The organism is Acidovorax sp. 59 (assembly GCF_002754175.1).
Taxonomy (GTDB): domain Bacteria; phylum Pseudomonadota; class Gammaproteobacteria; order Burkholderiales; family Burkholderiaceae_C; genus Acidovorax; species Acidovorax delafieldii.
Genome location: NZ_PEET01000001.1, coordinates 520,953 through 545,010, shown reverse-complemented (window position 1 = coordinate 545,010; position 24,058 = coordinate 520,953). Strand labels below are relative to the sequence as shown.

The window sequence follows — 24,058 nt, the reverse complement described above, 5'->3', positions numbered from 1 at the left end:
GGTTGCTTCCCATGAACGCCTTGCTGCAAGACCTGTGGATCCGCCTGGACGACCTGACCGATCCCCGCATCGAAGCCTTCATGCAGGAGCATTTGAAGGACATGCGTGCCACCTCGCCACCTGAGAGCGTGCACGCGCTCGACATGGTGCAACTGCGCCAGCCTGAGATCCGCTTCTGGACGGCCTGGCGCGGCGAGGGCGAGTTGGTGGGTACCGGTGCACTCAAGCACCTGGATGCCGACCATGCCGAACTCAAGTCCATGCGCACAGCAGCCAGCGTGCGTGGCCAGGGGGTGGGCCGGGCCGTGCTGGAACACATCCTGGGCCAGGCGGTGGACCTGGGCTACCAGCGCATCAGCCTGGAAACGGGCACCCAGCCCTTCTTTGAACCCGCGCACCAGCTGTACCTGCGCTATGGATTTACCGACTGTGCACCATTCGGCAGCTACCGGCCCGATCCCCACAGCCGCTACATGAGCCGTGCCCTGTAGCGCATCCGCGCATCGCCTTTCGGCCAGGGCCACAATGTTGACCTCGCCTATCCGGCTCCGCCCTTCCCTCTTGCCATGATTCAGGTCTCCAAACTTCTTCCCCAAGGCCAAGGCCTCGCTCCCGTACTGCTCAAGCGCGCCACCACCATCGAGCTGGACTGGGACGTGCGCCAGAAAAGCCGCTTTGCAGCCACCGACTCGGCCGGACGCGAACTGGGCATCTTCCTGCCCCGTGGCACCCTGGTGCGCGGCGGCGATGTGCTGGTGGCCGAAGACGGTTCCATGGTGCGCGTGATCGCAGCGCCGCAGCCGGTGCTGGTCATCACCCACTGCCAACAACACGGCACACCGTTTGACCTGACCCGCGCCGCCTACCACCTGGGCAACCGCCACGTGCCCATCGAGCTGCAGCCCGACCACCTCAAGATCGAGCCTGACCACGTGCTGGCCGACATGCTGCGCGCCATGCACCTCATCGTGAACGAGCAAAACCTGCCGTTTGAACCCGAAGGCGGTGCCTATGCTGCGGGGCATGGAGGCGGGCACCACCATGGGGGTCACGGCCATAGCCACGATCACGAGCATGGTCACGCGCACGATCATGGCCATGACCACGGGCACACTCACACAGAGGTACCGGCTGCGGCCACGCCCCCAGCCCGAGGCCGCACGGTGTCCATCCCCGTGGTGGCCCAAGGGCACGTGCACGGCCCGAACTGCAACCACGACCACTGAGCCAACGCCCATGCGCCTGGACCGCCCCGCGCCGCTGCCGGCCGCCAGCTTTTTGCAGCTGATGTGGCTGGCCTCCCCTGCACTGCCGGTGGGCGGGTTTTCGTATTCCGAGGGGCTGGAAAGCGCCATTGAAAACGTGGGCCTCGCCAGCGAAACCGCCGTGGGTGACTGGCTGCAGGACCAGCTCCACATCACGCAGGCCCGGGGCGACATGGCCCTCATCGCCAAGGCTGTGGGTGCGTGGCGGCGCGCCGACTGGGCGCATGTGCGCGAACTCAACGACTGGGTGCTGCACACCCGAGAAACGAGCGAACTGCGCCTGCAGACCGAGCAAATGGGCCGATCGATGGCCGACTGGCTGCGCAATCAGAACCAGGGCGACGAGACCCTGGTGCCCGCCGTGCGCCACCTGGCCGCATTACCCCCCACCTACCCTGTGGCATTCGCACTGGCCGCCTCCACCACCCAGGCGCCCGTGCGCGACGTCCTGCTGGCCTACGCTTTTGGCTGGGCGGAGAACATGGTGCAGGCCGCCCTCAAATCCATGCAGCTGGGCCAAAGCGCCGGCCAGCGCATCCTGGCCCGGCTGGCCGATGCCATCCCCGCCGCAGCCGACCATGCCATCGGGCTGATGGACAGCGAGCGCCAGGCCTTTTCGCCCATGCTCGCCATCCTGTCAGCCCAGCACGAAACCCAATACTCCCGCCTCTTCCGATCATGACCACCAGCAACCTGCACCACATCCCGAACCGCACCAAGAATCTGCCGCCCCTGCGGGTGGGCATCGGTGGCCCCGTCGGCTCCGGCAAGACCACGCTGCTGGAAATGCTGTGCAAGACCATGCGCGATGACTACGACCTCATCGCCATCACCAACGACATCTACACCAAGGAAGACCAGCGCCTGCTCACCGTCAGCGGCGCCCTGCCCGCCGAACGCATCCTGGGTGTGGAAACCGGCGGCTGCCCCCACACCGCCATCCGCGAGGACTGCTCCATCAACTTGGAGGCCATCGACCGCATGCTGGGCGAGTTCCCCAACGCCGACATCGTGTTTGTGGAAAGCGGCGGCGACAACCTGGCCGCCACCTTCAGCCCCGAGCTGAGCGACCTCACCATCTACGTCATCGACGTGGCCGCTGGCGAAAAAATCCCCCGCAAGGGCGGCCCTGGCATCACCAAAAGTGACCTGTTCATCATCAACAAGACCGACCTGGCTCCCCACGTGGGCGCCAACCTGGATGTGATGCACGCCGACACCACCCGCATGCGCACCAACGCCCAGGGCCTCAAGCCGTTTGTGATGACCAACCTCAAAACCTTGGCCGGCGTGGCCGATGTGGTCAAGTTCATCGAGACCCGGGGCATGCTGAAAAAATCAGCACCCGCAGTCGGCTAGAATTCGCGCCTTCCCTCCCGGAGACTTGGGTGAGTGGTTTAAACCAGCAGTCTTGAAAACTGCCGACGGGCAACCGTCCGTGAGTTCGAATCTCACAGTCTCCGCCATGACTTGACGCGGCTTTTCAGTCGTGCAAGCAGCTCGCTTTCCTTCGTCGCCTCTATCGCAGCGACAGCAATCCAGTGCTCTGGATCTTCTCCTAATTCAATAGCAATATTCCCAGCAAGCACGGGGCTTAAGCGCCCTTGCTTCTTCGCCATGGAGAACGCTTCGGGCGTGATGTTGAACTCACGCGCCCATGCTGATGCATGCTTGATTTCAAGCGCTTTGCTGAAAAGCTCCATCGTGTTCTGCATGTAATGACCCCTTATATATAAGTGGGTTTTAGCAGAAATCATTTTGCGGGTGTCTAAGGGGTTCTTACATTCCGATCTCTAAGAAGTTCTTAGGAGCCGCCAGTGTCAAGACCTTGCCCAGTTCGCACACCCCCAGCCACCAAAGGCGCTGCACGCGCTGTGGCGGCTCCTGCAGCGTCTGTGCTGGGGGTGTGCACCACCTACACCATCGACTGCCCTCCGGGCATGCTCCACGCCCGCAAGACGCGCAAGCGCTTCACCAGCGTGTCTGCCTTCGATGGCTACATCGGTGAACTGCGTCGCGTGGGTCGGGTCGTTGATTTCGTTTCGCCTACGCATGCCGTCCTGGCTCCTCTAGACCTCCCTTGCCAGTCCGGGGTACTTTTCATGTTCGCTCAGGCAGCGCCCACGGCGGGCGGCAAGCGAAGCGCCGCCGCCGGGGGTGTTGCATGAGCGACCTCATGGCCCCCCGTCCTGTAACACGGGGGGAAAGCCCGAAGGGCCAACAGATGGCAAACATCGACTGGCTCAACTGCACATTTGCAGAGCCTGCAATGTCTGTCGAAGGTTTTGTGGCCTTGCTGGGCCGCATGCTGGGCCGTCCAGTTTCCGGCATCGCTGACCGCGGAATGCTCGGGTTCGATAGCTCCGTGAAGCTGTTTGCTCGCCATGGCTCCCTGACCAGTCCTATCGGCTGTATTGCCTTCGGCGGTGAATCACAGCGCGGTCGCTGGTTGTTCCAACTCACTGGCGGTGGGTGCCAGTTTGTGCGCGATTGGGCTGGCCTTCGTGACCTTCTCGAAAGCCTCGACGCAAAGCTAACCCGGGTTGACCTGGCTGTCGATTTCTTGCAGGGAGAACACACCGTTGATGAAGCGGTAACCCTCTATCAAACGGGTGGCTTTCAACTCAGCGGGCGTCCACCATCAAGCCGCCTCGATGGTGACTGGATCAACGGCCAGCAGGGCCGCACGCTCTACATCGGCAAAGCCACAAACGGGAAGATGCTGCGCGTCTACGAAAAGGGCCGCCAGCTTGGCGACCCCGATAGCGAATGGACCCGATTTGAAGTCCAGCTAGGCAGCAGGGACCGCGTTATCCCTTTCGACGTTCTCACTGATCGAGACGCCTTTTTTGCTGGCTGCTATCCCGCCTTGGCTTCCTTCATTGACGAAGCTGCACAGGCCATCCCAACGCTCACCAAGGGCGGCGAAGTCACGCTGGCCCATCTCGTCTATCACGCGAAGCGCTGCTACGGCAAGTTGTTTGGAACGCTGCTGGAACAGACCAACGCAACCAACGCCGATCTGGTCGAGGAAGTCCGCATTGTCGGTATCCCGCGCCGGGTCAATCTTTCCAGTCTGGCGGCTGGCGTTACGTGGGCCGACGTTCAGGCTCAACACCAAAGGGTATCGCTATGAGCAAAATGCAAATCGTGGGTTTTGCCCCCCAAATTCCACCGGCTCAGGCACTACCTGCACCTGCAATACTGGCTATACCGAGATCAATGGGGCCTGTGAGGCACGCAACGAAAATCGAGACCGCTGCGCCTCTTTCTCGATAAGTCAGACGTTGCCCGGTGGTGCTCTTGTTCAGGATTACCGCCTGCAAGGCAATGTGGCAGATGGTGCCCAGTGCTGCATGCCCGGTGCTTTCGATAGCGCTTCCAAGGGCTGTAAGGTGTCGTTCAGTCGCGATACCTTTTTGGATTACGGTGGGACATCCTCTGTTACTGAGGGCACTTTCTCAATGGCTGGTAGCGGCACGTACACCTCGCCTCAAAGACTTCCCGCACACTGCGCCGGCCTACGATCAAGTCACGGCGCCTACGGTCGCGCCATACCCTGCCGCCTGCGTTCACATGGGCCCTCGATGCGAGTGCTACACCCAGCAAGCCACGCTGATGCAGGTCAGCATGCAAACCTGCCTGCAGGTCGTAAAGCGCGGCTTCTTCATGGATTGGAAGTCAGCACCTCCGGCAGATACGCAGCAGCCTCGCAACCCTCCACAGATGAGCAAATGGAATCCCGGCAGATCACCAACGTGCAGCAAGCGCTGCAGACCGTGGCGGGGGTAAGCCCGGTCAACTTTGGGCGCCGGGGGTTTGACGACATCAATATCCGTGGCTTTCGCTCCACCGAATCCATCCTAGTCGATGGCCTGGTGCAGAGCCCGGGCATGTGGGCCAAGCTGCAGCCCTATGGCTACGAGCGCTTCGAGGTGCTCAAGGGCTCGGCGTCGGTGCTGTATGGCCAGGTGCAGCCCGGCGGCATTGTCAATGCGGTGAGCAAGCGGCCCAAGAAGGAAGCGATCAACGAGGTGGGCGTGGAGGTGGGCAGTTTCGGCCACGCGTGACACCAACGCCGCCATCGTGGGCAAGCCACTCAACCTCACGCCGCGCCACACGCTCACGGCCTGGGCCACCTACAAGCTGCCGCAGTACCAGCGCGTGACGCTGGGCCTGGGTGGGCGCTACGTGAGCGAGCAGATCGGCTCCTACCCCTTCACACTGCCGTCGTACTTTGTGGCCGATGCGTCCGTGAGCTACGTGGGCGAGAACTACCGCGTGACGGCGGGCGTGAAGAACGTGTTCAACAAGGCGTATTACGACGGCGCGATCAACGCCAACGTGGTCTCGCCCGCGTTGCCACGCAACTTCAGCCTGGGCGTGACGTACTTCTTCTGACGCGCAGCGCCACCCCGCCTCCCGCACGCCATGACCAGCCAGCGCACGCTCAACCGCCTGTTCACCCTGCACTCCTGGGCAGGCATCGTCACGGGGCTGCTGATGTTCATCGTGTGCTTTTCGGGCGCGGTGGTGGTGTTCAAGAACGAGATCGACCTCTGGGCCAACCCTTCACTGGCAAAGTTGCCACGCTCCGAAAAGCCGGCCTCGCTCGACGCGGTGCTCACGCAGCTGCAGACCCGCTACCCGGGTGCCACGGTGGAAACCATCGCGCTGCCGGATGCCGTCAACCCCAGCTACTTCGCGTTCGTGCGCGAGCGCGGCGCGCCTGCCAACACCCGCACCAAGGTGGCCTTGCGCTCCGACACCGGCACGGTGGTGGGCCCGGTGGACAGCCAGCTCGGCCAGTACCTGCGCATGCTGCATGTATTCCTGTTCTTCGGGCCGCGCTGGATCGTGGGGTTCCTCGGCGCGGCGATGCTGGTGCTGATTGCCACCGGCATCGTCATCCATCGCAAGATCCTGGCCGAGCTGTTCACCCAGCGCTGGGGCCGCAGCTTTCGGGTGGTGATGTCGGACCTGCACAAGTCCGCAGGCATCTGGGGCCTGGGTTTTCATATCCTGATTGCCGCCACAGGCGCTTGGATGGGGCTGGCGCCGCTGTTCGAGCAGGGCTACAAGTTCATCACCACCCCTGCCGCAATGGCGCCCTCTCAGCCCGCGCGCAGGGCCGAGGGCAACGAGCCCGTGCTCATGCAGTCGCTGGATGCGATGTATGCCACCGCGCAGCAGGCCGTGCCGGGGCTGGAGGCGCGCTATGTGTCGCTGCGCCGCTGGGGCACGGGCACCGCCGAGGCGGGTTTCACCGGCAACCTGAGCGGCCACCTGGCCAGCACCGCGCGGGTGGACATCCATGCCGTCACGGGCGTTCCCAAGAAGGTGCACGACCCACGCACGGCGGGCTTCTGGTCGCTGGTCAACAGCCTGATGGAGCCACTGCACTTTGGCGACTTTGGCGGGCTGGCGCTCAAGTGGCTGTATTTCTTTCTGGGCATGACCCCGGCGTTTTTGTCGATCTCGGGCACGCTGATCTGGCTGGATGCGCGCCAGCAGCGCAGGCGCGAGGCTGACGCGGCACATCCGGCGTCCGCAGGCAACGCCATCGCGGCGGGCTGACGGGCACCAGCCCCCACCTTCCACACCACACCCACCCACCATGCAACGTTTCTTTCTGGCCCTGCATGCCACCGTGCCCGCCGCGCTCCTCGTGGCGGTGTTCGTACACCTGTGGGGACCTGCGGGCTTGGCCCCGCTGGCGCAGCGGCCCGTGTGGACGGTGTGGGTGCTCATTGCCGTGTGGCTGCTGATGTCGGCCCTGGCCGCGTGGGCGCTGCGCACGCTGGCGCTGTGGCGGGTGGCGCTGGGCAGCACCGGAGCACTGTTGGCTGTGGCAGCGCTCACCGGCCTGGCACTCGGTAGCGCCCTGGCACCCACCATGGCCCTGGGCCTTGTGGTCACGGGTCTGGCCTGTGCGGGCGTGGCGGCGTTCATGGGCCCGCAGCGGGTGCAGCAGGTTCATCGGCGCCGGGGGAGTCGCCCGTCCATTGCTGTCATCCCGGCGGCACCACGGCATGTGGTGTCCCACACGGGCCGCCCCTGGCCATTGGCACCGCTGGCGCACCTGCCCTTCTGGCTTTGCGCGGCGCTGGCGGTGGAGTCATTCCGTCTGGCGCACATCGTGGCTGTTGAGCCCGCTCGATCGGCCGGCATGCTGGGCCTGCTGCTGTCGTTTTTTGTCGGGGTGCCTGCGGCCACGGTGCGCACCTGGGCGCCCCGCACCAGCGCCCTGCTGTGGCTGCTGGCAGGGCTGGCCTGCGCCGGCCTGGCAGCCAAGGCCGGGCTGCAGCAAGGCTGGGTGGCTGCCATGCTGTGCACGGCAGCAGCCTGCAGCAGCGTGCGGCCGCTGCACAACCGGCTGGGGGCCCGGGGCCTGGGCCATCGCAGCCGCACCCGTCACACCCCGCGCCACCCACAGCCCTCGGAGACCGCATGAACGAACTGCTGCGCATTGCCGCCGCCTTTGCCTCGCTGGTGGCACTGGCCTGCTGGGCCCGCACAGTGCCCACCCGTGCGTGGGGCGATGACACACCCACGGGGGCGGCGCGATGGCGCGCCAAGGCTGTGGCGCTGGGCACCTTGCTGCTGCAGACCACCACCGCCAGCCTGGCTGCTGGCTGGGTCGCCGGTGTAGCCCTGGTGCTGGCCGCATGGATGGTGCTGGGCTGGTTGCTGGTGCTGGCCATGAACCTGTGGCCGCAGGCCAGCCAGCGCTGGGCACTGCGGCTGGGGGGACTGGGCCTGGGCGGATGTGTGCTGGCGCTGGTGGCCTGCGCATTGGGCGAGGGCCTGCTGCGCTGAGTGGACGCCGGCGAGTGCTGCACCGGGACCTGACGGGGCCCACCGGGCATACACAACGCCCATCTGCACATTTTTTGCTAAAAATGCGCTCAAGCGCTACTGATTCATACCGCAATAGCTATCAAATATATAGCAATTAACCCCCCGTGGAATCGCCAGCGGCCACGGCACAATCGTCGCCATGGATTCGCTGATCATCAACGCCCCCTGGGTGCACACCCTGCGCTTTGTGCTGGAAGTGGCCGCCACCGTGGCTTTTGCACTGTCGGGCGTGATGGCCGCCGCGCGCAAGCGGCTGGATGCCGTGGGCGTGTGTGTGGTGGCCTTCGTGGCCGCGTTTGGCGGGGGCACACTGCGCGATTTGCTGCTGGACCAGCGGCCCTTTTTCTGGATTCGCCACACCGAGTTTGTGTGGGGCATTCTGGCGCTGTGCATCGGCGCCATGCTGTTCATGCGCCAGCGGCACTTTGAGCCCACCGAACGCGCCATGCTGCTGCCCGATGCCATCGGCCTGGGCCTCTTCGCCGCCGTGGGCGTGGACATTGCTACCGCCATTGGCATGCCACCCATCATCAGCGTGATGATGGGCGTGACCACCGGCGTGTTTGGCGGTGTGCTGCGCGACGTGCTGTGCAACGAGGTGCCCCAGGCCTTCAGCGACCACCGCCCCTATGCGCTGTGCGCGTTTGCGGGCGGCTGGGCCGACGTGGCCCTGCGCCAGATGCAGGCTCCCGACTGGGCGCCGCTGGTGGTCTGCGTGCTGCTCACCGCCGGGCTGCGCGGGCTGGCGGTGTGGCGCAACTGGGAGCTGCCCGCATGGCGGGTGTGACCAAGGCATCCAGCCTTGGCGCAGCAAGGCTGGCGCACCGGTGACAGCATCCTGCGTCTGCAGCCTACACACTGATTACCGTCCGACTGCAGGAGACACCCCCATGACCACCGCCCCCACGCCCGCCCACCTGCGTGCCACGGCCCTTATCGACAGCGACGCACCTTCGATCCAGGCCTTTGCTGCCCAACACGCGCACGGCGCCACCGACCGCGAGCGTGCCGTGGCCCTGTACCTGGCCGTGCGCGATGGTTTCCGCTACGACCCCTACCGCATCGACCTGTCGCCCCAGGGCATGACGGCCAGCACCGTGCTGGCCAACGGCTACGGCTGGTGCGTGCCCAAGGCCGCGCTGCTGACGGCCATGTGCCGTGCGGCGGGCATCCCGGCGCGCATGGGATTTGCCGATGTGCGCAACCACCTGAGCACCGAACGCATGCGCGAGACCATGAAGACCGACCTCTTCATCTGGCATGGCTACACCGACATCTGGCTGGACGGGGCCTGGCGCAAGGCCACACCCGCCTTCAACATCGAGCTGTGCGAGCGCTTTGGCCTGCTGCCGCTGGAGTTCGACGGCGAGAACGATTCCATCTACCACCCGTTCGACCAGTCGGGCGCACGCCACATGGAATACGTGCACCAGCGCGGCGCGTTTGACGACATGCCGCTCGCGCAGATCGTGGCCGACTTTCGCACGGTGTACGGCGGCTGGCTGCAGGGTGACGCCACCCGCAGCAGCCTGCAGGACGCCAGTTTTGCCAACGACATTGAAAAGGAAGCCCGCTGATGACGCACGCCCCCGAGAACGCCACCACCGCCCCCATCCCCGCAGGTTTTGCGCCGCTGGTGGCCGGGGGCCCTTACATCCAGCACAACGGCCCGCTGTATGTGCTGCACCAGGGCAACGTGGTGAAGTTCGGCTTTCGCGTGGAGCCGCGCCACACCAACCCCATGGGCAACCTGCACGGCGGCATGATGGCCACCTTTTGCGACATGCTGGTGCCGCTGTCGGTGCACCGCAAAAGCGACCAGGTGTCGGACCGCTTCTTGCCCACCATCAGCCTGCAGATCGACTACCTGGCTCCCGCCCCGCTGGGCGCCTGGGTGGAGGGCGAGGCCGAGCCGCTGCGCATCACACGCTCGCTGGTGTTTGCGCAGGGCCTGGTCACCGCCGACGGTGTGCTGTGCGCGCGGGTGAGCGGGGTGTTCAAGATCGGGCCAGCGGTGCCCAGCAACGCTGTGGAGTGAGCCCCGCAGGCTCAGCATTGCAACGCGCGTCAATGTGCCCATGTGCTGATGCCCCCGATTGCATCGTCACACCGGTTGTTCAATTTTATTCATAGATATGCATTTTTGACAAATTATCGTGTATCTATGAGTAATTCACACCATTCAGCCCTCCTTCTTCTGAAAGCCATAATTAATTCATAGATGTTCAAAAACCATCAATTGAACTAACATCTATGAATGCCATCCCAAAACACCAAGCCCACTGACTACCCCCAGGGAGTTCTTCAGCAGATCGCGTTGCTCGCGCGGAACATCGTGATTGCTCGCAAGCGCCGCAAGGAAACGCAGGTCCAGTGGGCCCAACGGCTGGGCGTGTCGCAGCCCACCATGGCGCGCATTGAGCGAGGCGACCCGTCGGTGTCGATGGCGTCGTATGTGATGTGCATGTGGCTCATCAACCAGGCCCGGGGGCTGGCCGACCTGATTGCGCCGCAGAACGACCTGGCCTCTCTGGAGCAAGAGGTGGCCAGAGCCCGGCCTCGGCTGAACGCTCGGGCCAGGGCACAGAAGCAGGCGAAAGTCCCACAGAAAACTTCCACCAAAGCGGCGCCCAAAACGCAAGTCTCCCCCATACCACCCGCATCAAAAGTCAATGCGCCCTTCCACTCAACGGACTCACATCAAGCAAGAGAGGAGCGCTTGTTCCCGGGGATAGATCAGACGAATGCGACCAAGAAAGCAGCCTGGATGGCTACAGGACTGGACCAAGAGGAGCAGATCAAACAAGCCACACGTATGGCCACTGGGTTTGACCGAGAGGAAGAGCTCAGGAAAGCCATGAGAGTGGCTGGACTAGATCAGGAGGAAAGTATCAAGAGAGCCACGCAGATGGCAACTGGGATAGGCGTTGAAGAAGAAATAGCAAGGGCCCTAGGGATCCCAGGATTCGGCGCACCGGAACGCCAGCCCAACAGTACCGCCGCTGGTCTGGCCGCTCTAATCCTTGGCCAAAAGAAAGCGCAGCCATGAACCCGACCAACAAGACGCAGCAAGTTACGCCGCGCTCCTATGTGCCGCAGGACACGCTATACGTCTGGGTGCTGGTCAACCCCAATCAGCCCGTCCTGGCCGGGGCCGTGGGCCTGTCACAACTGGTGCCCAACTGCGCCACCTTCAGCTACGCCGCAGACTGGTGGCAATTCGCGCTGAGCGAAGACCTGCCCCTGCTGGCAGGCCAGATGTTCAGCGCGGGCCACAAGGACAGTGCTCCCGGCGCCATCGACGATGCGCGGCCAGACCGTTGGGGCGAGCGCATCATCCGCCACATCGACCGCCCTGCGCGCCTGTCGATTCTGGAGATGCTGCTGTTCGCTGGTGACGACCGCTTTGGCGCCTTGGGTATCTCCACCTCAGCCGAACAGTACATCCCCCGGCGCATCGGGCCGTACCCGCAATTGCGTGATCTGGAGGCCATGGTGCGGGCGGTGGAAGAGGTGCAGTCTCAAGCCCCGGTCACGCCCGAAATCCAGCGGCTGGTGCAACCCGGCGTAACTCTGGGCGGTGCGCGTCCCAAGGCACTGCTGCAAACCGACAGCGGCCCCTGCGTGATCAAGTTCAGTGAGCTGGACGACAGCGTGGACACGCCCCTCATTGAGCACGCCACCATGACGCTGGCGGCCCAGGCAGGCATCCATGTTGCCACCACGGGCGTGCTGCCCATTCCATCGCGCTTGGGCATGGGGCCTCAGCGCCATGCACTCACGATCCAGCGGTTTGACCGTGTGCAGCTGGCCACGCTGAACCTGCGCGTGCACTGCATCTCTGCCAAGACAGCGCTGGCAGCGGCAGGACTGGCCGAAAGCTACGGCGCGCTGGCCACCGTGCTGCTGCGCCAGGCGCACCCAGACCGGCAGAAAGCCCTGCGCGAAGAGCTGTTCCGGCGCATGGTGTTCAACATCCTCATGGACAACACCGATGACCACGAGCGCAACCACTGCCTTCGCCTGGGCTTCGACGGCTACTACGACCTGGCTCCCGCTTTCGATGTGGTGCCCACGCTGCAGAACATGGGCTACCAGGCCATGGTGGTGGGCCAGCACGGCGCGCAGTCCACACTGGACAACGCGCTGACCGAGCTGAGCGAATTCGGTATCACACGGGCACGCGCCATTGCGCTGATTCAGGAAGTCGCCCAGGCGGTCGAGCAATGGCATCGGCATTTCCTGCAACACGGCGTCTGCGCGGCAGACATGGAGCAATTGACGGCCAGCATCGACCGCGATGCGCTCCAGCAGCAGCGCCGGGCGTTCTGCTGAGCTTGCCTCTGCGCAAGCCTCAACGTCTCTCAGCGCTCCTGCACACCTAACTGCCCTACCACATGCTCCACAAACCGCGCCAGCTTGGGCAGTTGCCGCCGGTCGGGCGCATACACCAGGTGCATCGGGCGCGGCACGGGCAGGCAGTGCTGCATCACCGGCACCAGCGCGCCACTGGCCAGGTCGTCAGCCAGTAGCACCTCGGGTTGCATGATCAGGCCCAGGCCGCGCAACGCCGCCTGGCGCAGGCCATCGCCCTGGTTGCACACAAAGCGCGCGTTCTCGGGCCAGAAGAAATCCTCGTTGCCGTCGCGCAATGTCCATTCCACCCGGCGCTGCCACACCGAGTGGCTGAGGCACTGGTGGCGCGCCAGGTCGGCCGCGCGTTCGGGCGTGCCGTGGCGCTGCAGGTACGCGGGTGCTGCGGCAATCACCATGCGGTAGGGGCGCAGCGGGCGCGCCACCAGGCCCTCGTTCACCACCTGGCCAATGCGCACGGCCACGTCAAAGCCCTCGCCTGCCAGGTCCACCACGCTGTCGGTCAGTTGCAGGTCCACACGCACCTGGTCGTGGCGCTGCAGAAAGTCGGCCACCAGCGGCGCGATCACGTGGTTGCCCAGCGTGAAGGGCGCGCTCACTCGCAGCAGGCCCTGCGGCACGGCGCGGCTGCGCTCCACGGCGGACTCGGCCCAGCGCACCTGCTCCAGCACGCGTTTGCTGTCGTCGTAGAACGCGGCGCCCACCTCGGTCAGGCTGTTCTGGCGCGTGCTGCGCTGGAACAGGCGCGCGCCCAGGTGGGTCTCCAGCTGCTGGATGTGCTTGCCCACCATCACGGCGGAGATCTGCAGCTGGCGCGCGGCAGCGGCAAAGCTGCCGGCCTCCACCACGGCCACCATGACTTCCATATTGCGCAGCTTGTCCACGGCAACTCCCTCAATTCCTAATCAATGGTTAGCACAAGCATAACTTGAAGGTACTTTATGTTCCGATTGATTAGCAAAAGAATCGGGCTGTCAGTTCCTCATCAACCCTTTTTGACACCCAAGGAAAACACCATGTCCAAGATTCTTCTCATCGGCGCGAGCGGCACCATCGGCCAGGCCGTGCTGGCCAACCTGGGCGCACGCCACGACGTGATCACCGTAGGCCGCAGCAGCGGCACGCATCGTGCGGACTTCTCGCAGCCAGGGGCGGTTGCCCAACTGTTCGAGGCGGTGGGCAAAGTCGATGCCATCGTGAGCACCGCAGGCAACCTGCACTTTGGCCCGCTGGCGGAAATGACGGCCGAGCAGTTCAACCTGGGCCTGCAGGACAAATTGCTGGGCCAGGTGCAACTGGCGCTGGTCGGCCAGAAGTATCTGAACGATGGCGGCTCCATCACGCTGACGGCGGGCATCCTGTCGATTGAGCCCATCCGCAACGGCGCCAGCGCCACGGCCGTGAACGCGGCCATCGAAGGTTTTGTGGCTGCCGCCGCCATCGAGCTGCCGCGCGGCCTGCGCATCAACGCCATCAGCCCCACGGTACTGACCGAGTCGATGGGCAGCTACGGGCCGTTCTTCCCGGGGTTCGAGCCGGTGCCTGCCGAGCGCGTGGCGCTGGCCTACCAGCGCAGCGTGGAAGGCGCGCAGACGGGGCGTGTGTACCGGGTGCAGTGATCCCGCCGACCCGAATGTGAAACAAAAATAGCTGCTACCGCCCGATGCATGAGCGGTAGAAGCTATCAATTTAGTAGCTACAAAAAATCTTGGTAGCGCTTAGTCCAGGCTCGCCCCAGACTCCTTCACGACCTTGCCCCACTTGACGGACTCGGCCTGGATGAAGGCAGCAAACTGCTCGGGCGTTTCGCTGTACGTCTCGGCGCCCTGCTCGTTGATCTTCTTCTTCACCTCGGCCTGGTTCAGCACCTTCACCAGTGCGGTGTTGAGCTTGGCCAGCACCGGCGCAGGCGTTCCGGCGGGCGCAAACATGCCAAACCACGAGGTGGCTTCATAGCCGGGCACGCCGGCTTCGGCGATGGTCGGCACATTGGGCAGCTCGGGCGAGCGCTTGGCCGTGGTCACGGCAATGGGCACCAGCTTGCCACTGCGCACGTGTTGAATGGCCGAGGGCATGTTGTCGAACATGATGCCGATCTGGTTGCCCAGCAGGTCGGTCACAGCGGGTGCGCTGCCCTTGTAGGGCACATGCACCATGTCCACCTTGGCCAGGCTCTTGAACAGCTCGCCCGACAGGTGGATGGAGCTGCCGTTGCCCGAAGAGCCGAAGTTGACCTTGCCGGGGTTGGCCTTCGCGTAGGCGATCAGCTCCTTCACCGTCTTGTAGGGCTGTGCCGGGTTGGCCACCAGCAGGTTGGGCACATTGGCCACGCGCGTGAGCGGTGCAAAGTCCTTGATGGGGTCGAACGGCATCTTCTTGTACAGGCTGGCGTTGATGGCGTGCGTGCCCACCGTGCCCATGAAGAGTGTGTAGCCATCTGCCGGGGCCTTGGCCGCCATGGCCCCGCCGATGTTGCCGCCCGCGCCCGCGCGGTTGTCCACGATGACCGACTGGCCCAGCTCCGTGGTCAGCGCCTGGCCGATGATGCGGGCCAGGATGTCGGTGGTGCCACCTGCTGCAAAGGGCACGACGATGGTGACGGGCTTGGTCGGATAAGCCTGGGCGAGCGCAGCACTGCAGCCCAGCAGGCCGATACCAGCGAGGGCGGTGACTGCAGCGGCCGACAGCGCGAAGCGGCGGGTGGCGTGGATGGAACGGGTCATGGTTTGTCTCCTTCAAGAAGGTGGATGAATGAATGGGTCGGTGCCACCAGCGCCGCGTGGGCCCGCGTCTGGCCGCGCCGTGGCCTCAACCGGGCGCCGGGGCCTCCGGACGAGAACGGGGGGTGCCCCTTGCGGGGCGGCAAGGAAGATCAGTTCAGGTTGCTAGACAGGCGCCACTCCCAGCGTGGTGCCTCCGCACACGTACAACACCTGCCCGGTCACGAAACCGTTGTCGGGCGAGAGGAAAAACAGCGCTGCGCGCGCCACGTCATCGGGCGTGCCCATGCGGCCCACGGCGATGCTGTTCAGGATGCGCTGCGTTTGCGGCGCACCGTCGGGGTTGCTCTGGCGGAAAAGCTCAGTGGCGATGGGCCCAGGGCCGATGGCGTTGACGGTGATGCCGTCACGCCCCAACTCCATGGCCAGCGTGCGTGTCATGCCGATCATTCCAGCCTTGGTGGCGGAGTAGACGATGCGCTCGCCCTTGCCCAGTGCGGCGCGCGACGACATGTTGACGATGCGGCCCTGCCCGCTGGCGCGCAACGTGGGCAAAAAGGCCTGCACCAGCAGCATGGGCGCACGCAGGTGCAGGCCCACCACATCGTCGAGCTGCGCCGTGGTGGCGGAATCGATGGTGCCAGGGCGCGTGGCGCCCGCGTTGTTCACCAGCGCCGTCACGTTGTGCTTGGCCGCGATCTCGGCCGCGCGCTCGCGGGTCGATGCTTCGTCGGTCAGGTCGCCCTGGTACGAGGTGAGTTGCGGGTGGCTCCACGTGGGCAACATGTAGTCCAGGTTGACCACGGCGTGGCCTTGGGCCAGCACGGCTTCGGCAATCGCGCGGCCGATGCCGTTGCTGGCACCGGTGACGACCGTGACGGGAGTGCTTTTATCAATTGCGGTCACACGCGCTCCAGGATGATGGCAATACCCTGCCCCACGCCGATGCACATGGTGCACAGCGCGTACTGGCCCGCGTGCTCGTGCAGGCGGTTGACGGCGGTGGTGACCAGGCGCGCGCCGCTGGCGCCCAGCGGGTGGCCCAGCGCAATGGCGCCGCCCCAGGCGTTCACACGCGCGTCGTCGTCCTTGAGGCCCAGGGCCCGCAACACGGCCAAGCCTTGCGCGGCAAAGGCTTCGTTCAGTTCGATCACATCCATGTGGTCAATGGTCAGGCCCGTCTGCGCCAGCACCTTCAGCGTCGCGGGCGTGGGGCCAAAGCCCATGATGCGCGGCGCCACACCGGCCACGGCCATGCCCACCACGCGGGCGCGGGGCTTGAGGCCGTACTTGGCGGCGTCGGCTTCATCGGCCAGCAGCAGCGCACAGGCGCCGTCGTTCACGCCGCTGGCGTTGCCCGCCGTCACCGTGCCATCGGGCCGCACCACGCCCTTGAGCTTGGCCAGCGCTTCGATGCTGGTCTCACGCGGGTGCTCGTCCTGGCTCACGATGATCGCGTCGCCCTTCTTTTGCGGGATGTGCACCGGCACGATCTCGCGCGCCAGATGGCCAGCCTTGATGGCGGCCACTGCGTTGAGCTGGCTGCGCAGGGCCATCTGGTCCTGGGCTTCGCGCTCAATCTTGAAGTCGGTGGCCACGTTCTCGGCGGTTTCGGGCATGGAGTCCACACCGTACTTTTCCTTCATCAGCTTGTTGACAAAGCGCCAGCCAATCGTCGTGTCATACACCGCGTTGTTACGGCTGAAGGCCGACTCTGCCTTGGGCATGACGAAGGGGGCGCGGCTCATGCTCTCCACACCGCCAGCGATCATCAGACCTGCCTCGCCCGCCTTGATCGCGCGCGCTGCGGTGCCCACGGCATCGAGCCCCGAACCGCACAGGCGGTTGATGGTGGCGCCGGCCACGTCGATGGGCAGGCCCGCCAGCAGGCTGCTCATGTGGGCCACGTTGCGGTTGTCTTCACCGGCCTGGTTGGCGCAGCCGTAGAGCACGTCGGTCACGGCCGCCCAGTCCACGCCGGGGTTGCGCTCCATCAGCGCCTTGATGGGTATGGCACCCAGGTCGTCGGTGCGCACGCTGGAGAGCGCGCCGCCGTAGCGGCCAAAGGGGGTACGGATGGCGTCGCAGATGAAGGCTTGGCGTTGTTGGCTCACGGTTTTGTCTCCTCGTTGCTTGGGGGTGGATTCGTTCAGGCGGCAGGGCGGATGGGTAGGCCCACCAGCTGCTCCAGCTCAGCGTGCGACAGGCCGGGCACGGTGTCGATGAGCTGCAGCCCTGTGGGCGTGCAGGCCAGTGTGCACAGATCGGTGTAGATGCGCTTCACGCAGGCGACACCGGTGAGCGGGTAGGTGCACTGCGTCACGATCTTGCTGGTGCCCTGCTTGGTCAGCAGATCCATCATCACCCAGGTCTGCTTGGCGCCGATGGCCAGGTCCATCGCGCCGCCCACGGCGGGGATGGCGCCGGGCTCGCCCGTGCTCCAGTTGGCTAGGTCGCCGGTGGCGCTGACCTGGAACGCGCCCAGCACGCAGATGTCGAGGTGGCCACCGCGCATCATCGCGAAGCTGTCGGCGTGGTGGAAGTACGCGCCGCCGGGCAGCAGCGTGACGGGCTGCTTGCCCGCGTTGATCAGGTCAAAGTCCTCCAGCCCTGCAGCGGGCGCAGGGCCCATGCCCAGGATGCCGTTTTCGCTTTGCAGGATGACTTCGCGGCCTGCCGGGATGTGGTTGGCGACCAGGGTCGGCTGGCCGATGCCCAGGTTGACGTAGGCGCCGTCGTGGATGTCTTGCGCCACGCGTTTCGCCAGCTCGTCTTTACTACGCTTTTGATAGCTGCTCATGCTTATTCTTTCTGCGCTTGGGGCCGATATCACGCGGATTTCTTGAATCCGCCCGCCTGCGTGGCCGTGCGGTCGATCTTCACCACATGCGTCACATAGATGCCCGGGGTGACGATGGCTTCCGGGTCCAGCGCGCCCAGCTCCACCACCTCGTGCACGGTGGCAATCGTGGTCTTGGCAGCCGTGGCCATCACGGGGCCAAAGTTGCGCGCCGACATGCGGTAGGTGAGGTTGCCCCAGCGGTCGCCCTTCTCGGCCTTGACCAGGGCCACATCGCCATGGATGGGGTATTCGAGCACGTAGTGTTTGCCATTGATCTCGCGCGTTTCCTTGCCCGCAGCCAGTTCGGTGCCATAGGCCGTGGGGCAGAAAAAGGCGCCGATGCCCGCGCCCGCAGCGCGCAGGCGCTCGGCCAGATTGCCCTGGGGCACCAGCTCCAGTTCCAGCTTGCCACTGCGATACAGGTCATCGAACACATAGCTGTCCACCTGGCGCGGAAAGCTGCAGATGATCTTGCGCACCTGGCCCGCCTTGAGCAGCGCGGCCAGGCCTTGGTCCGCATTGCCTGCGTTGTTGTTGACCACCGTGAGGTCCCGCGCACCCTGGGCGATGAGGCCATCGATCAGCTCGCCCGGAATGCCGGCCGTGCCGAACCCGCCTATCAACACCGTGGCACCATCCTTCACCCCCGCAAGGGCCTGAGCCACCGAGTCCGCCAGTTTGTTGATCATTGCAACGCTTTCTTGGTTTGCTTGTTTGTTGTCTCGTCTCTCTGAAATTTGTTCGTATATAGAACAAATGTTCGCTTAAAGAATTATAGTTGGCATACGTATGAATTCCCAAACCCCTGAAGCCAAAGACCCCAAACCGAGCGACAGCTATGTGCAGTCGTTCGCGCGCGGGCTGGAGGTGATCCGCTCGTTCAGCGCGCGCACGCCGCAGCAAACACTGAGCGAAGTGGCGGCACAGACCGGCCTGACCCGCGCCGGTGCGCGCCGCATCCTGCTCACGCTGCAGACGCTGGGTTATGTGGAGACGGACGGCAAGCTGTTTCGCCTGAGCCCGCGCATTCTGGATTTGGGGTTTGCGTACCTGTCCTCGCTGCCCATCTGGAACCTGGCCGAGCCGGTGATGGAAGACTTGGTGGAACAGGTGCGCGAGTCGTCGTCGGCCGCCGTGCTCGACGGCCTGGACATCGTCTATGTGCTGCGCGTGCCCACGCACAAGATCATGCGCACCACGCTGGGCGTGGGCTCGCGCCTGCCCGCGTGCTGGACGTCCATGGGCCGCATGCTACTGGCCGGGTTGCCGGACGACGAACTGCAGGCCCGGCTGCAAGGCCACCCCACGCAGCGCTTTACCGAACACACCACCACCGATGGGGATGCACTGCTGGCTCACATCCGTCAGGCGCGGCAGCAGGGCTGGTGCCTGGTGAATCAGGAACTGGAAGAGGGTTTGATATCGATTGCTGCGCCGCTGACCAACCGCACGGGGCAGACGGTGGCGGCGCTCAACATCAGCGGTCAGGCCAATCGCACGAGTGCGGCGGTGATGCAGGAGAGCCTGCTGCCCGCACTGCTGAGCGCGGCCCGGACCATCTCGCGCATGATGGGGGCGCCGAGGGGGTGACAGATAACGGCTGTCGGCAACCGGCACCAGGGATCACCCACCGCAACGAGCGGCCGGTGCTAAAGCTCCGATTTCCGTCTTACGTGGATAGGGCGAGAACCGGAGCCGCAACACCCGTCACTCGCCACGGTGGATGAAATCAGTTCTTGCGAAAGCCGAGCACCAGCACCACGCCGCCGAGAACCATCGCGCCCAGGCTCAGCCATTGGGGGATATTCACGGATTCCTTTTCTTTCACGGTCAACTCCAGCGGACCGATCTTGGCCTGGGTGGTGTCCTTGGTAAAGCTGAACCCTCCGGTCAGAAACCCGGCAAGGCCCACCACCAACAACAGCACACCAACGATTCGCATTGCATTCATGACACTTCTCCCGATGCCGGGTTTGGAGGACTGCAGCAAAGTGGACCCGGCTCCCGACCCTTGCGCCAGCCCAATGTAGGTGCGCCGGCGCACAGCCCGCGTAGGACGCCGCCCCGGCGCAATGTAGCGGCCGGGCGCAATCCGCGTCACCCTCCCCCGCCTCCCCTCTGACGCCAGGCCCTTGCCCTGCGTGCTACCCTCACGCCCCATGTTCAGCCCCTCCCAAGCCGATGTGCGCCGCTTTCTGTGTGGTGTGCACGCCAAGACCCAGAGCGGCGCCCCCATGGAAGCCATCGAGACGCTGGCCAGCCTGTGGATCGCCGAGCACCCCGAGTACCACGCCGACCTGTCCGACGCCGATGCTGCCGTGGCACGCAACTACGACGAAACACCGGGCCAGACCAATCCGTTTCTGCACCTGTCGATGCACCTGTCGATCAGCGAGCAATGCAGCATCGACCAGCCCCGTGGCATCCGCCAGGCGGTAGAGCTGCTGACGGCGCGGCTCGACTCGCTGCACGACGCCCACCACGCCGCCATGGACTGCCTGGGCGAGATGCTGTGGGAAAGCCAGCGCGCAGGCCGCCCGCCCGATGGCGATGCCTACATCGCCTGCGTGCAGCGGCGCGCGACGCGCGACTGAACTGCCGCAGTCCAAGCGCTAGAGGCAACCGACGCCCACGGGTCGCACCGACCGACTGTCCATGCTCCACTACCTGCTCCATGCATCCACGGTCCCATGGCAAGACCAATTGCTGTACGCAGGCCTCATCCTTCTGGCCATCGCCTTGGTTTTTGCGGGCTTTTGGTGGCGCAGACGCGCGGCACGGCCCCGGCAAGGCGACTTTGCTGCCTTGGTGGCACAGCACAACATCGCGCAAGCGCTGGCCGCTCAGGCCGAGAGCCCACTCAAAGATGCCGCAGACGCCTGGCAGCACACCCAACACACCATGGAGCAGGTCAGGTCTGGCGTGGAACGCGCCCTTGCTTTGATCTTGGCGCTGCTTTCCGGACTTCTGTGCGCGATCAGCGTGTCTGCGGTGATCAGCGATGTCTGGAACTTCCCAGCGGTGGATTGGAGCCTGTTTGCCTTCTACGCTGGGCTCGGTGGGTTGTGCGCGTGGTTCACCCGCGTGCAATGGCGGATTTTTCGCGGGCGGAGATAGATAGACACGCACCTGGGGCATCTGGCCATGCATTCCCGCCAGGAAGCGATGAACCCTGGAAACCCTGGCGCTGTCGGCCGCACGGCTGGATTCATTGCTCCACGCACTCCCTGCAGCACTGAGCCGCCCCGCACGGCGTTGTTCCTGCCGCCTACAGCACCTGGAATGCGATCACCGCCACCAGCGTGGGCGGCAAGGCCCCCAGCAGCAGGCCCAGTGGGTTGATGACACCGTCCGAGAACTTCTCCTTCAGGATGGACGCCCCGGCCGGGTTGGGCGCATTGGCAATCACCGTCAGGCCGCCCCCCGTGACGGCGCCCGCCACCAGGGCCACCTTGAACTCGTCACTCAGGCCTTCGACCAACGAGCCCAGGTATGTCAGCGCAGCGTTGTCGGTGAACGCGGTGAGCGCAGCGGCGCCAAAAAACACAGCGTTGGCATCCATCTTCATGAGCACGGGCTGCAGCCACCATTGCTGCAAGCCGCCCAGCACCACCAGCCCAGCCAGGAAGAACGCCACCAGCAGCGCCTCGCGCAGGATCAGCGGACTTTGGTAGCGCTGGTACGCCGTGGTGAACCCCATGAAGAACAGGAACAGGCCCATGAACACAGCGGGATGGTGGGCAAACACTACCACCAGCACCAGGAAGGCAAGGTGCACGCCCGTCACGGTCCACGGCATGGGGGACTCGGAGGTGGGCATCTTACGGCCCATGTGGCCCAACTGGTTGCGGAAGATCAGCATCGCGATGGCCGCATTGACGAGCACGGCCACCGCCGCCTTCCAACCGAAGTTGGATAGCATGAACCAGATGTCCCAGTTCCACTTGGCAGCCACCATCAGCACGGGCGGCGCCGCAAAGGAAGTGAGCGTTCCACCAATCGAGATGTTCACGAACAGCACACCGATGGTCGAATACTTGAGCCGGCTGGAGATGGGGTGGGAGAACAGCGTGTCCCGCAGCATCAACGCGGCCAGCGTCATCGCCGCAGGTTCGGTGATGAACGACCCAAGCAGCGGCACGAACGCCAGCACCACAAAATACATGGCCATGCCGCGCTGTACCGGCAACAAAGCGGCAAGCGCCCGGACAAGAGCCCCAGACAGCTCCAGGATAGGCCGCGTGGCGGCGATCACCATGATCGCGAACACGAACAGTGGCTCGGTGAAATTGCGCGAATCCAAGTAGGCGGTGGCCTCCTGCTTGCCGCTGATGGAGAACATGAACAGCATGAGCACCATCGCCCAGAAGCCGAACACGACCTCTACCTCGCCCAGCAGATGCCAGATGCCCGCGTGCCGGGGCTGCGTGTGCGCAAGGTGCTCGAAATACTTGGTGGAGAAGGTGTGAAGAATGGCCAGGCCGAACAGGACGGCACCAACCACCTGGATCAGGGTGGGGGAGGAGTTCATGGGTCGCAGAAAAGCCGCGCGGCGGCCCGACCAGCGCATGAACCTGCCGAGCCACCATGGCGCCGACACCCAAACAACATTTTAACTGGCGATACCGGAGAGCTCTGTAGGCGCAGGGCTTGAGGCACTCGCGAAAGGACGGTTGGCTGGCACACACAACCATGCATGGCACTCGGGAGTCTCACTTTCCAGACAATGCGGACACCTATCTGGAGGCTTTCATGTCGACGCACATCCATACGCCCACACAACCTTTGCCTCCGCCCTCCTCTGCCCCCATCCCGCCGGCAGTGGCCTGGCTGGGATACGGCGGCCTGCTGCCGTTCCTGGCGCTGGCAGCCGTGGGCCTGTGGGCGCCCAGTACACCGTGGTGGAGCGAGGCGCTGCTGGCCTACGGCGCAGTGATTCTGAGTTTTGTGGGTGCGCTGCACTGGGGCTTTGCCATGGCACAAAGCGGGCTGAGCGCCCCAGAACGCACGCGCTGCTTTGTATGGAGCGTGGTGCCATCGTTGATGGCCTGGCCTGCCACGCTATTGCCCCCTGCAGCAGGGGCTGTGCTGCTGATAACAGGCTTTGCAGCCCACCTGGTGCAAGACCACCGGCTGGCTGCGCGCACCTTGCTTCCCACGTGGTACTTGCCGCTGCGATGGCGCCTGACGGTCACGGCTTGTACATGTCTGGCGTTGGGGGCATGGGCCACCAGCCGTTGACGATTCAACCAGCCAGCAAAAAGCCCGCCGAAGCGGGCTTTTTTTGTTGTAGTCAGCCAGACTGCTGATCAACGGAAGCGCGACTGGGGCACCGTGTGCAAGTCGCCGTCCAGGCCGCTCACGTAATTGGCCAAGGCCTTCAGTTCAGCGTTGGTGAACTGCTTGGCCACACCGCCCATGATGGCGTTGCCACGACCAACGTTGGCGTTCTTCTCAACCTTGTAGGCCTTGAGCGCCACAAACAGGTAGTCGGCATGCTGGCCGGCGATCTTGGGGTAAGAGGGGTCGATGGGCTTGGCGAAGTTGTCGCCGTGGCAGGAAACGCAAGCGCCCTTCTTCAGCAGCTCGGCCACTTGCACGCTGGGTTCACGCGAGGGCTTGGCGGGCAGTTCGGCACCGGTCTTGCCGTGTTGTTCGTAGTAGGCCGACACGTCAGCGATGTCCTTCTCGGACAACGACTCGGCGATGCCGCGCATGGTGGGGTGCTTGCGCTCGCCCTTTTGGTAGGCGACCAGCGCTGCCGCAATGTACTTGGCGCTCTGGCCCGAGATCATGGGCACCTTGTGGATCTCAGGAAAGCTGGCCTGGTAGCCAACGATGCCGTGGCAACCAATGCACATGGCAATCTTTTGCTTGCCGGCTTCCACGTCGCCCTTGGCTTCCTGGGCGTGGGACAAGGCGGTCACGGAAGCGACAGCCAGGGCAAATAGCGTGGTCAACGTTTTGTTCATTTTGCGCGCACAATCTCGTGGAAG

General features: G+C 64.5%; 30 protein-coding genes and 1 tRNA gene. 21 read left to right on the top strand and 10 right to left on the bottom strand.

Going from position 1 to position 24,058, the window contains the following annotated elements; all coding sequences use genetic code 11:
- The first annotated feature begins 11 nt into the window (after positions 1-11).
- The 5 genes from CLU87_RS02570 (at position 12) to CLU87_RS02550 (ending at position 2,731) form a co-directional block, all read left to right on the top strand.
- Positions 12-491 carry a GNAT family N-acetyltransferase gene (locus CLU87_RS02570; protein ID WP_099729396.1) on the top strand — a complete coding sequence of 160 codons (480 nt, stop codon included), beginning with the start codon at positions 12-14 and terminating at the stop codon, positions 489-491.
- Positions 492-566: 75 nt separating this feature from the next.
- Positions 567-1,226, top strand: coding sequence for an urease accessory protein UreE (gene ureE / locus CLU87_RS02565; protein WP_099729395.1), 660 nt, complete (start codon positions 567-569; stop codon positions 1,224-1,226).
- Between the two features lie 10 nt (positions 1,227-1,236).
- The gene (locus CLU87_RS02560) at positions 1,237-1,947 is read left to right on the top strand and encodes an urease accessory protein UreF (RefSeq protein WP_099729394.1); all 711 of its coding nucleotides are present in this window, start codon (positions 1,237-1,239) and stop codon (positions 1,945-1,947) included.
- Positions 1,944-2,624, top strand: a complete 681-nt coding sequence (gene ureG / locus CLU87_RS02555; RefSeq protein WP_099729393.1) for an urease accessory protein UreG — start codon at positions 1,944-1,946, stop codon at positions 2,622-2,624. The genes CLU87_RS02560 and ureG overlap by 4 nt, the downstream gene beginning before the upstream one ends.
- Positions 2,625-2,643: 19 nt before the next feature.
- Positions 2,644-2,731: transfer RNA gene (locus tag CLU87_RS02550), tRNA-Ser, on the top strand.
- On the opposite strand, the gene CLU87_RS02545 is transcribed toward CLU87_RS02550, so the two are convergent.
- A complete protein-coding gene (locus tag CLU87_RS02545; protein ID WP_143227231.1) occupies positions 2,717-2,980 on the bottom strand; it encodes a hypothetical protein in 264 nt (87 codons plus the stop codon). The genes CLU87_RS02550 and CLU87_RS02545 overlap by 15 nt on opposite strands.
- Before the next feature lie 509 nt (positions 2,981-3,489).
- Here CLU87_RS02545 and CLU87_RS02535 point away from each other — a divergent pair.
- The 11 genes from CLU87_RS02535 (at position 3,490) to CLU87_RS02485 (ending at position 12,461) form a co-directional block, all read left to right on the top strand.
- On the top strand, positions 3,490-4,401 hold the full coding sequence (locus CLU87_RS02535; RefSeq protein WP_158236057.1) for a replication initiation factor domain-containing protein: 912 nt from the start codon (positions 3,490-3,492) through the stop codon (positions 4,399-4,401).
- A 598-nt stretch (positions 4,402-4,999) separates the two neighbouring features.
- A complete protein-coding gene (locus CLU87_RS23650) occupies positions 5,000-5,335 on the top strand; it encodes a TonB-dependent receptor plug domain-containing protein (protein ID WP_369804287.1) in 336 nt (111 codons plus the stop codon).
- A gap of 16 nt (positions 5,336-5,351) precedes the next feature.
- Entirely contained in the window at positions 5,352-5,666 is a 315-nt protein-coding gene (locus CLU87_RS23645; RefSeq protein WP_369804286.1) for a TonB-dependent receptor domain-containing protein, read from the top strand.
- Positions 5,667-5,696: 30 nt separating this feature from the next.
- Positions 5,697-6,842 carry a PepSY domain-containing protein gene (locus CLU87_RS02520; RefSeq protein WP_099729389.1) on the top strand — a complete coding sequence of 382 codons (1,146 nt, stop codon included), beginning with the start codon at positions 5,697-5,699 and terminating at the stop codon, positions 6,840-6,842.
- Positions 6,843-6,882: 40 nt separating this feature from the next.
- Entirely contained in the window at positions 6,883-7,719 is an 837-nt protein-coding gene (locus CLU87_RS02515) for a hypothetical protein (protein WP_099729388.1), read from the top strand.
- Positions 7,716-8,084, top strand: coding sequence for a hypothetical protein (locus CLU87_RS02510; protein ID WP_099729387.1), 369 nt, complete (start codon positions 7,716-7,718; stop codon positions 8,082-8,084). The genes CLU87_RS02515 and CLU87_RS02510 overlap by 4 nt, the downstream gene beginning before the upstream one ends.
- Positions 8,085-8,265: 181 nt before the next feature.
- Positions 8,266-8,913, top strand: a complete 648-nt coding sequence (locus tag CLU87_RS02505; RefSeq protein WP_056746822.1) for a trimeric intracellular cation channel family protein — start codon at positions 8,266-8,268, stop codon at positions 8,911-8,913.
- A 103-nt stretch (positions 8,914-9,016) separates the two neighbouring features.
- The gene (locus CLU87_RS02500; RefSeq protein ID WP_099729386.1) at positions 9,017-9,703 is read left to right on the top strand and encodes a transglutaminase family protein; all 687 of its coding nucleotides are present in this window, start codon (positions 9,017-9,019) and stop codon (positions 9,701-9,703) included.
- Positions 9,703-10,164 (top strand): PaaI family thioesterase, encoded by a 462-nt coding sequence (locus tag CLU87_RS02495; RefSeq protein ID WP_099729385.1) that lies wholly within the window; start codon positions 9,703-9,705, stop codon positions 10,162-10,164. The genes CLU87_RS02500 and CLU87_RS02495 overlap by 1 nt, the downstream gene beginning before the upstream one ends.
- Positions 10,165-10,383: 219 nt before the next feature.
- The gene (locus tag CLU87_RS23420) at positions 10,384-11,175 is read left to right on the top strand and encodes a helix-turn-helix transcriptional regulator (RefSeq protein ID WP_233193689.1); all 792 of its coding nucleotides are present in this window, start codon (positions 10,384-10,386) and stop codon (positions 11,173-11,175) included.
- Positions 11,172-12,461, top strand: a complete 1,290-nt coding sequence (locus CLU87_RS02485) for a type II toxin-antitoxin system HipA family toxin (protein ID WP_099729384.1) — start codon at positions 11,172-11,174, stop codon at positions 12,459-12,461. Before CLU87_RS23420 ends, CLU87_RS02485 begins: the two co-directional genes overlap by 4 nt.
- A 29-nt stretch (positions 12,462-12,490) precedes the next feature.
- Here CLU87_RS02485 and CLU87_RS02480 read toward each other — a convergent pair whose 3' ends face one another.
- A complete protein-coding gene (locus CLU87_RS02480) occupies positions 12,491-13,384 on the bottom strand; it encodes a LysR family transcriptional regulator (protein WP_099729383.1) in 894 nt (297 codons plus the stop codon).
- Between the two features lie 132 nt (positions 13,385-13,516).
- On the opposite strand from CLU87_RS02480, the gene CLU87_RS02475 reads away from it, so the two are divergent.
- Positions 13,517-14,119, top strand: coding sequence for a short chain dehydrogenase (locus tag CLU87_RS02475; RefSeq protein ID WP_099732004.1), 603 nt, complete (start codon positions 13,517-13,519; stop codon positions 14,117-14,119).
- Between the two features lie 99 nt (positions 14,120-14,218).
- Here the strand turns inward: CLU87_RS02475 and CLU87_RS02470 are convergent, their stop codons facing one another.
- The 5 genes from CLU87_RS02470 to CLU87_RS02450 all read right to left on the bottom strand — a co-directional run bounded on the left by CLU87_RS02470 (position 14,219) and on the right by CLU87_RS02450 (position 18,751).
- A complete protein-coding gene (locus tag CLU87_RS02470; protein WP_099729382.1) occupies positions 14,219-15,223 on the bottom strand; it encodes a tripartite tricarboxylate transporter substrate binding protein in 1,005 nt (334 codons plus the stop codon).
- A 162-nt stretch (positions 15,224-15,385) separates the two neighbouring features.
- On the bottom strand, positions 15,386-16,117 hold the full coding sequence (locus CLU87_RS02465; protein ID WP_369804330.1) for an SDR family NAD(P)-dependent oxidoreductase: 732 nt from the start codon (positions 16,115-16,117) through the stop codon (positions 15,386-15,388).
- Between the two features lie 5 nt (positions 16,118-16,122).
- Complete coding sequence (pcaF, locus tag CLU87_RS02460; RefSeq protein WP_099729380.1) at positions 16,123-17,334, bottom strand: 3-oxoadipyl-CoA thiolase; 1,212 nt, start codon at positions 17,332-17,334, stop codon at positions 16,123-16,125.
- Between the two features lie 35 nt (positions 17,335-17,369).
- Positions 17,370-18,020 (bottom strand): 3-oxoacid CoA-transferase subunit B, encoded by a 651-nt coding sequence (locus CLU87_RS02455; RefSeq protein ID WP_099729379.1) that lies wholly within the window; start codon positions 18,018-18,020, stop codon positions 17,370-17,372.
- A 29-nt stretch (positions 18,021-18,049) separates the two neighbouring features.
- The gene (locus CLU87_RS02450) at positions 18,050-18,751 is read right to left on the bottom strand and encodes a 3-oxoacid CoA-transferase subunit A (RefSeq protein ID WP_099729378.1); all 702 of its coding nucleotides are present in this window, start codon (positions 18,749-18,751) and stop codon (positions 18,050-18,052) included.
- Between the two features lie 100 nt (positions 18,752-18,851).
- On the opposite strand from CLU87_RS02450, the gene CLU87_RS02445 reads away from it, so the two are divergent.
- Entirely contained in the window at positions 18,852-19,652 is an 801-nt protein-coding gene (locus tag CLU87_RS02445) for an IclR family transcriptional regulator C-terminal domain-containing protein (protein WP_099729377.1), read from the top strand.
- A gap of 139 nt (positions 19,653-19,791) precedes the next feature.
- On the opposite strand, the gene CLU87_RS02440 is transcribed toward CLU87_RS02445, so the two are convergent.
- Positions 19,792-20,013 (bottom strand): hypothetical protein, encoded by a 222-nt coding sequence (locus CLU87_RS02440; RefSeq protein WP_199170782.1) that lies wholly within the window; start codon positions 20,011-20,013, stop codon positions 19,792-19,794.
- Between the two features lie 208 nt (positions 20,014-20,221).
- Here CLU87_RS02440 and CLU87_RS02435 point away from each other — a divergent pair, with 208 nt between their 5' ends.
- The gene (locus CLU87_RS02435; protein ID WP_010459392.1) at positions 20,222-20,656 is read left to right on the top strand and encodes a DUF1841 family protein; all 435 of its coding nucleotides are present in this window, start codon (positions 20,222-20,224) and stop codon (positions 20,654-20,656) included.
- A gap of 211 nt (positions 20,657-20,867) precedes the next feature.
- On the top strand, positions 20,868-21,179 hold the full coding sequence (locus tag CLU87_RS02430) for a hypothetical protein (RefSeq protein ID WP_143227230.1): 312 nt from the start codon (positions 20,868-20,870) through the stop codon (positions 21,177-21,179).
- 151 nt (positions 21,180-21,330) lie between these two features.
- On the opposite strand, the gene CLU87_RS02425 is transcribed toward CLU87_RS02430, so the two are convergent.
- Positions 21,331-22,593 carry a putative Na+/H+ antiporter gene (locus CLU87_RS02425; RefSeq protein WP_233193688.1) on the bottom strand — a complete coding sequence of 421 codons (1,263 nt, stop codon included), beginning with the start codon at positions 22,591-22,593 and terminating at the stop codon, positions 21,331-21,333.
- A 221-nt stretch (positions 22,594-22,814) separates the two neighbouring features.
- On the opposite strand from CLU87_RS02425, the gene CLU87_RS02420 reads away from it, so the two are divergent.
- Positions 22,815-23,303: a DUF3429 domain-containing protein gene (locus tag CLU87_RS02420; RefSeq protein WP_199170781.1), complete on the top strand. Its 489-nt coding sequence runs from the start codon at positions 22,815-22,817 to the stop codon at positions 23,301-23,303.
- 68 nt (positions 23,304-23,371) lie between these two features.
- Here the strand turns inward: CLU87_RS02420 and CLU87_RS02415 are convergent, their stop codons facing one another.
- Positions 23,372-24,034 carry a cytochrome c gene (locus CLU87_RS02415; protein WP_056746840.1) on the bottom strand — a complete coding sequence of 221 codons (663 nt, stop codon included), beginning with the start codon at positions 24,032-24,034 and terminating at the stop codon, positions 23,372-23,374.
- Between the last annotated feature and the right edge of the window lie 24 nt (positions 24,035-24,058).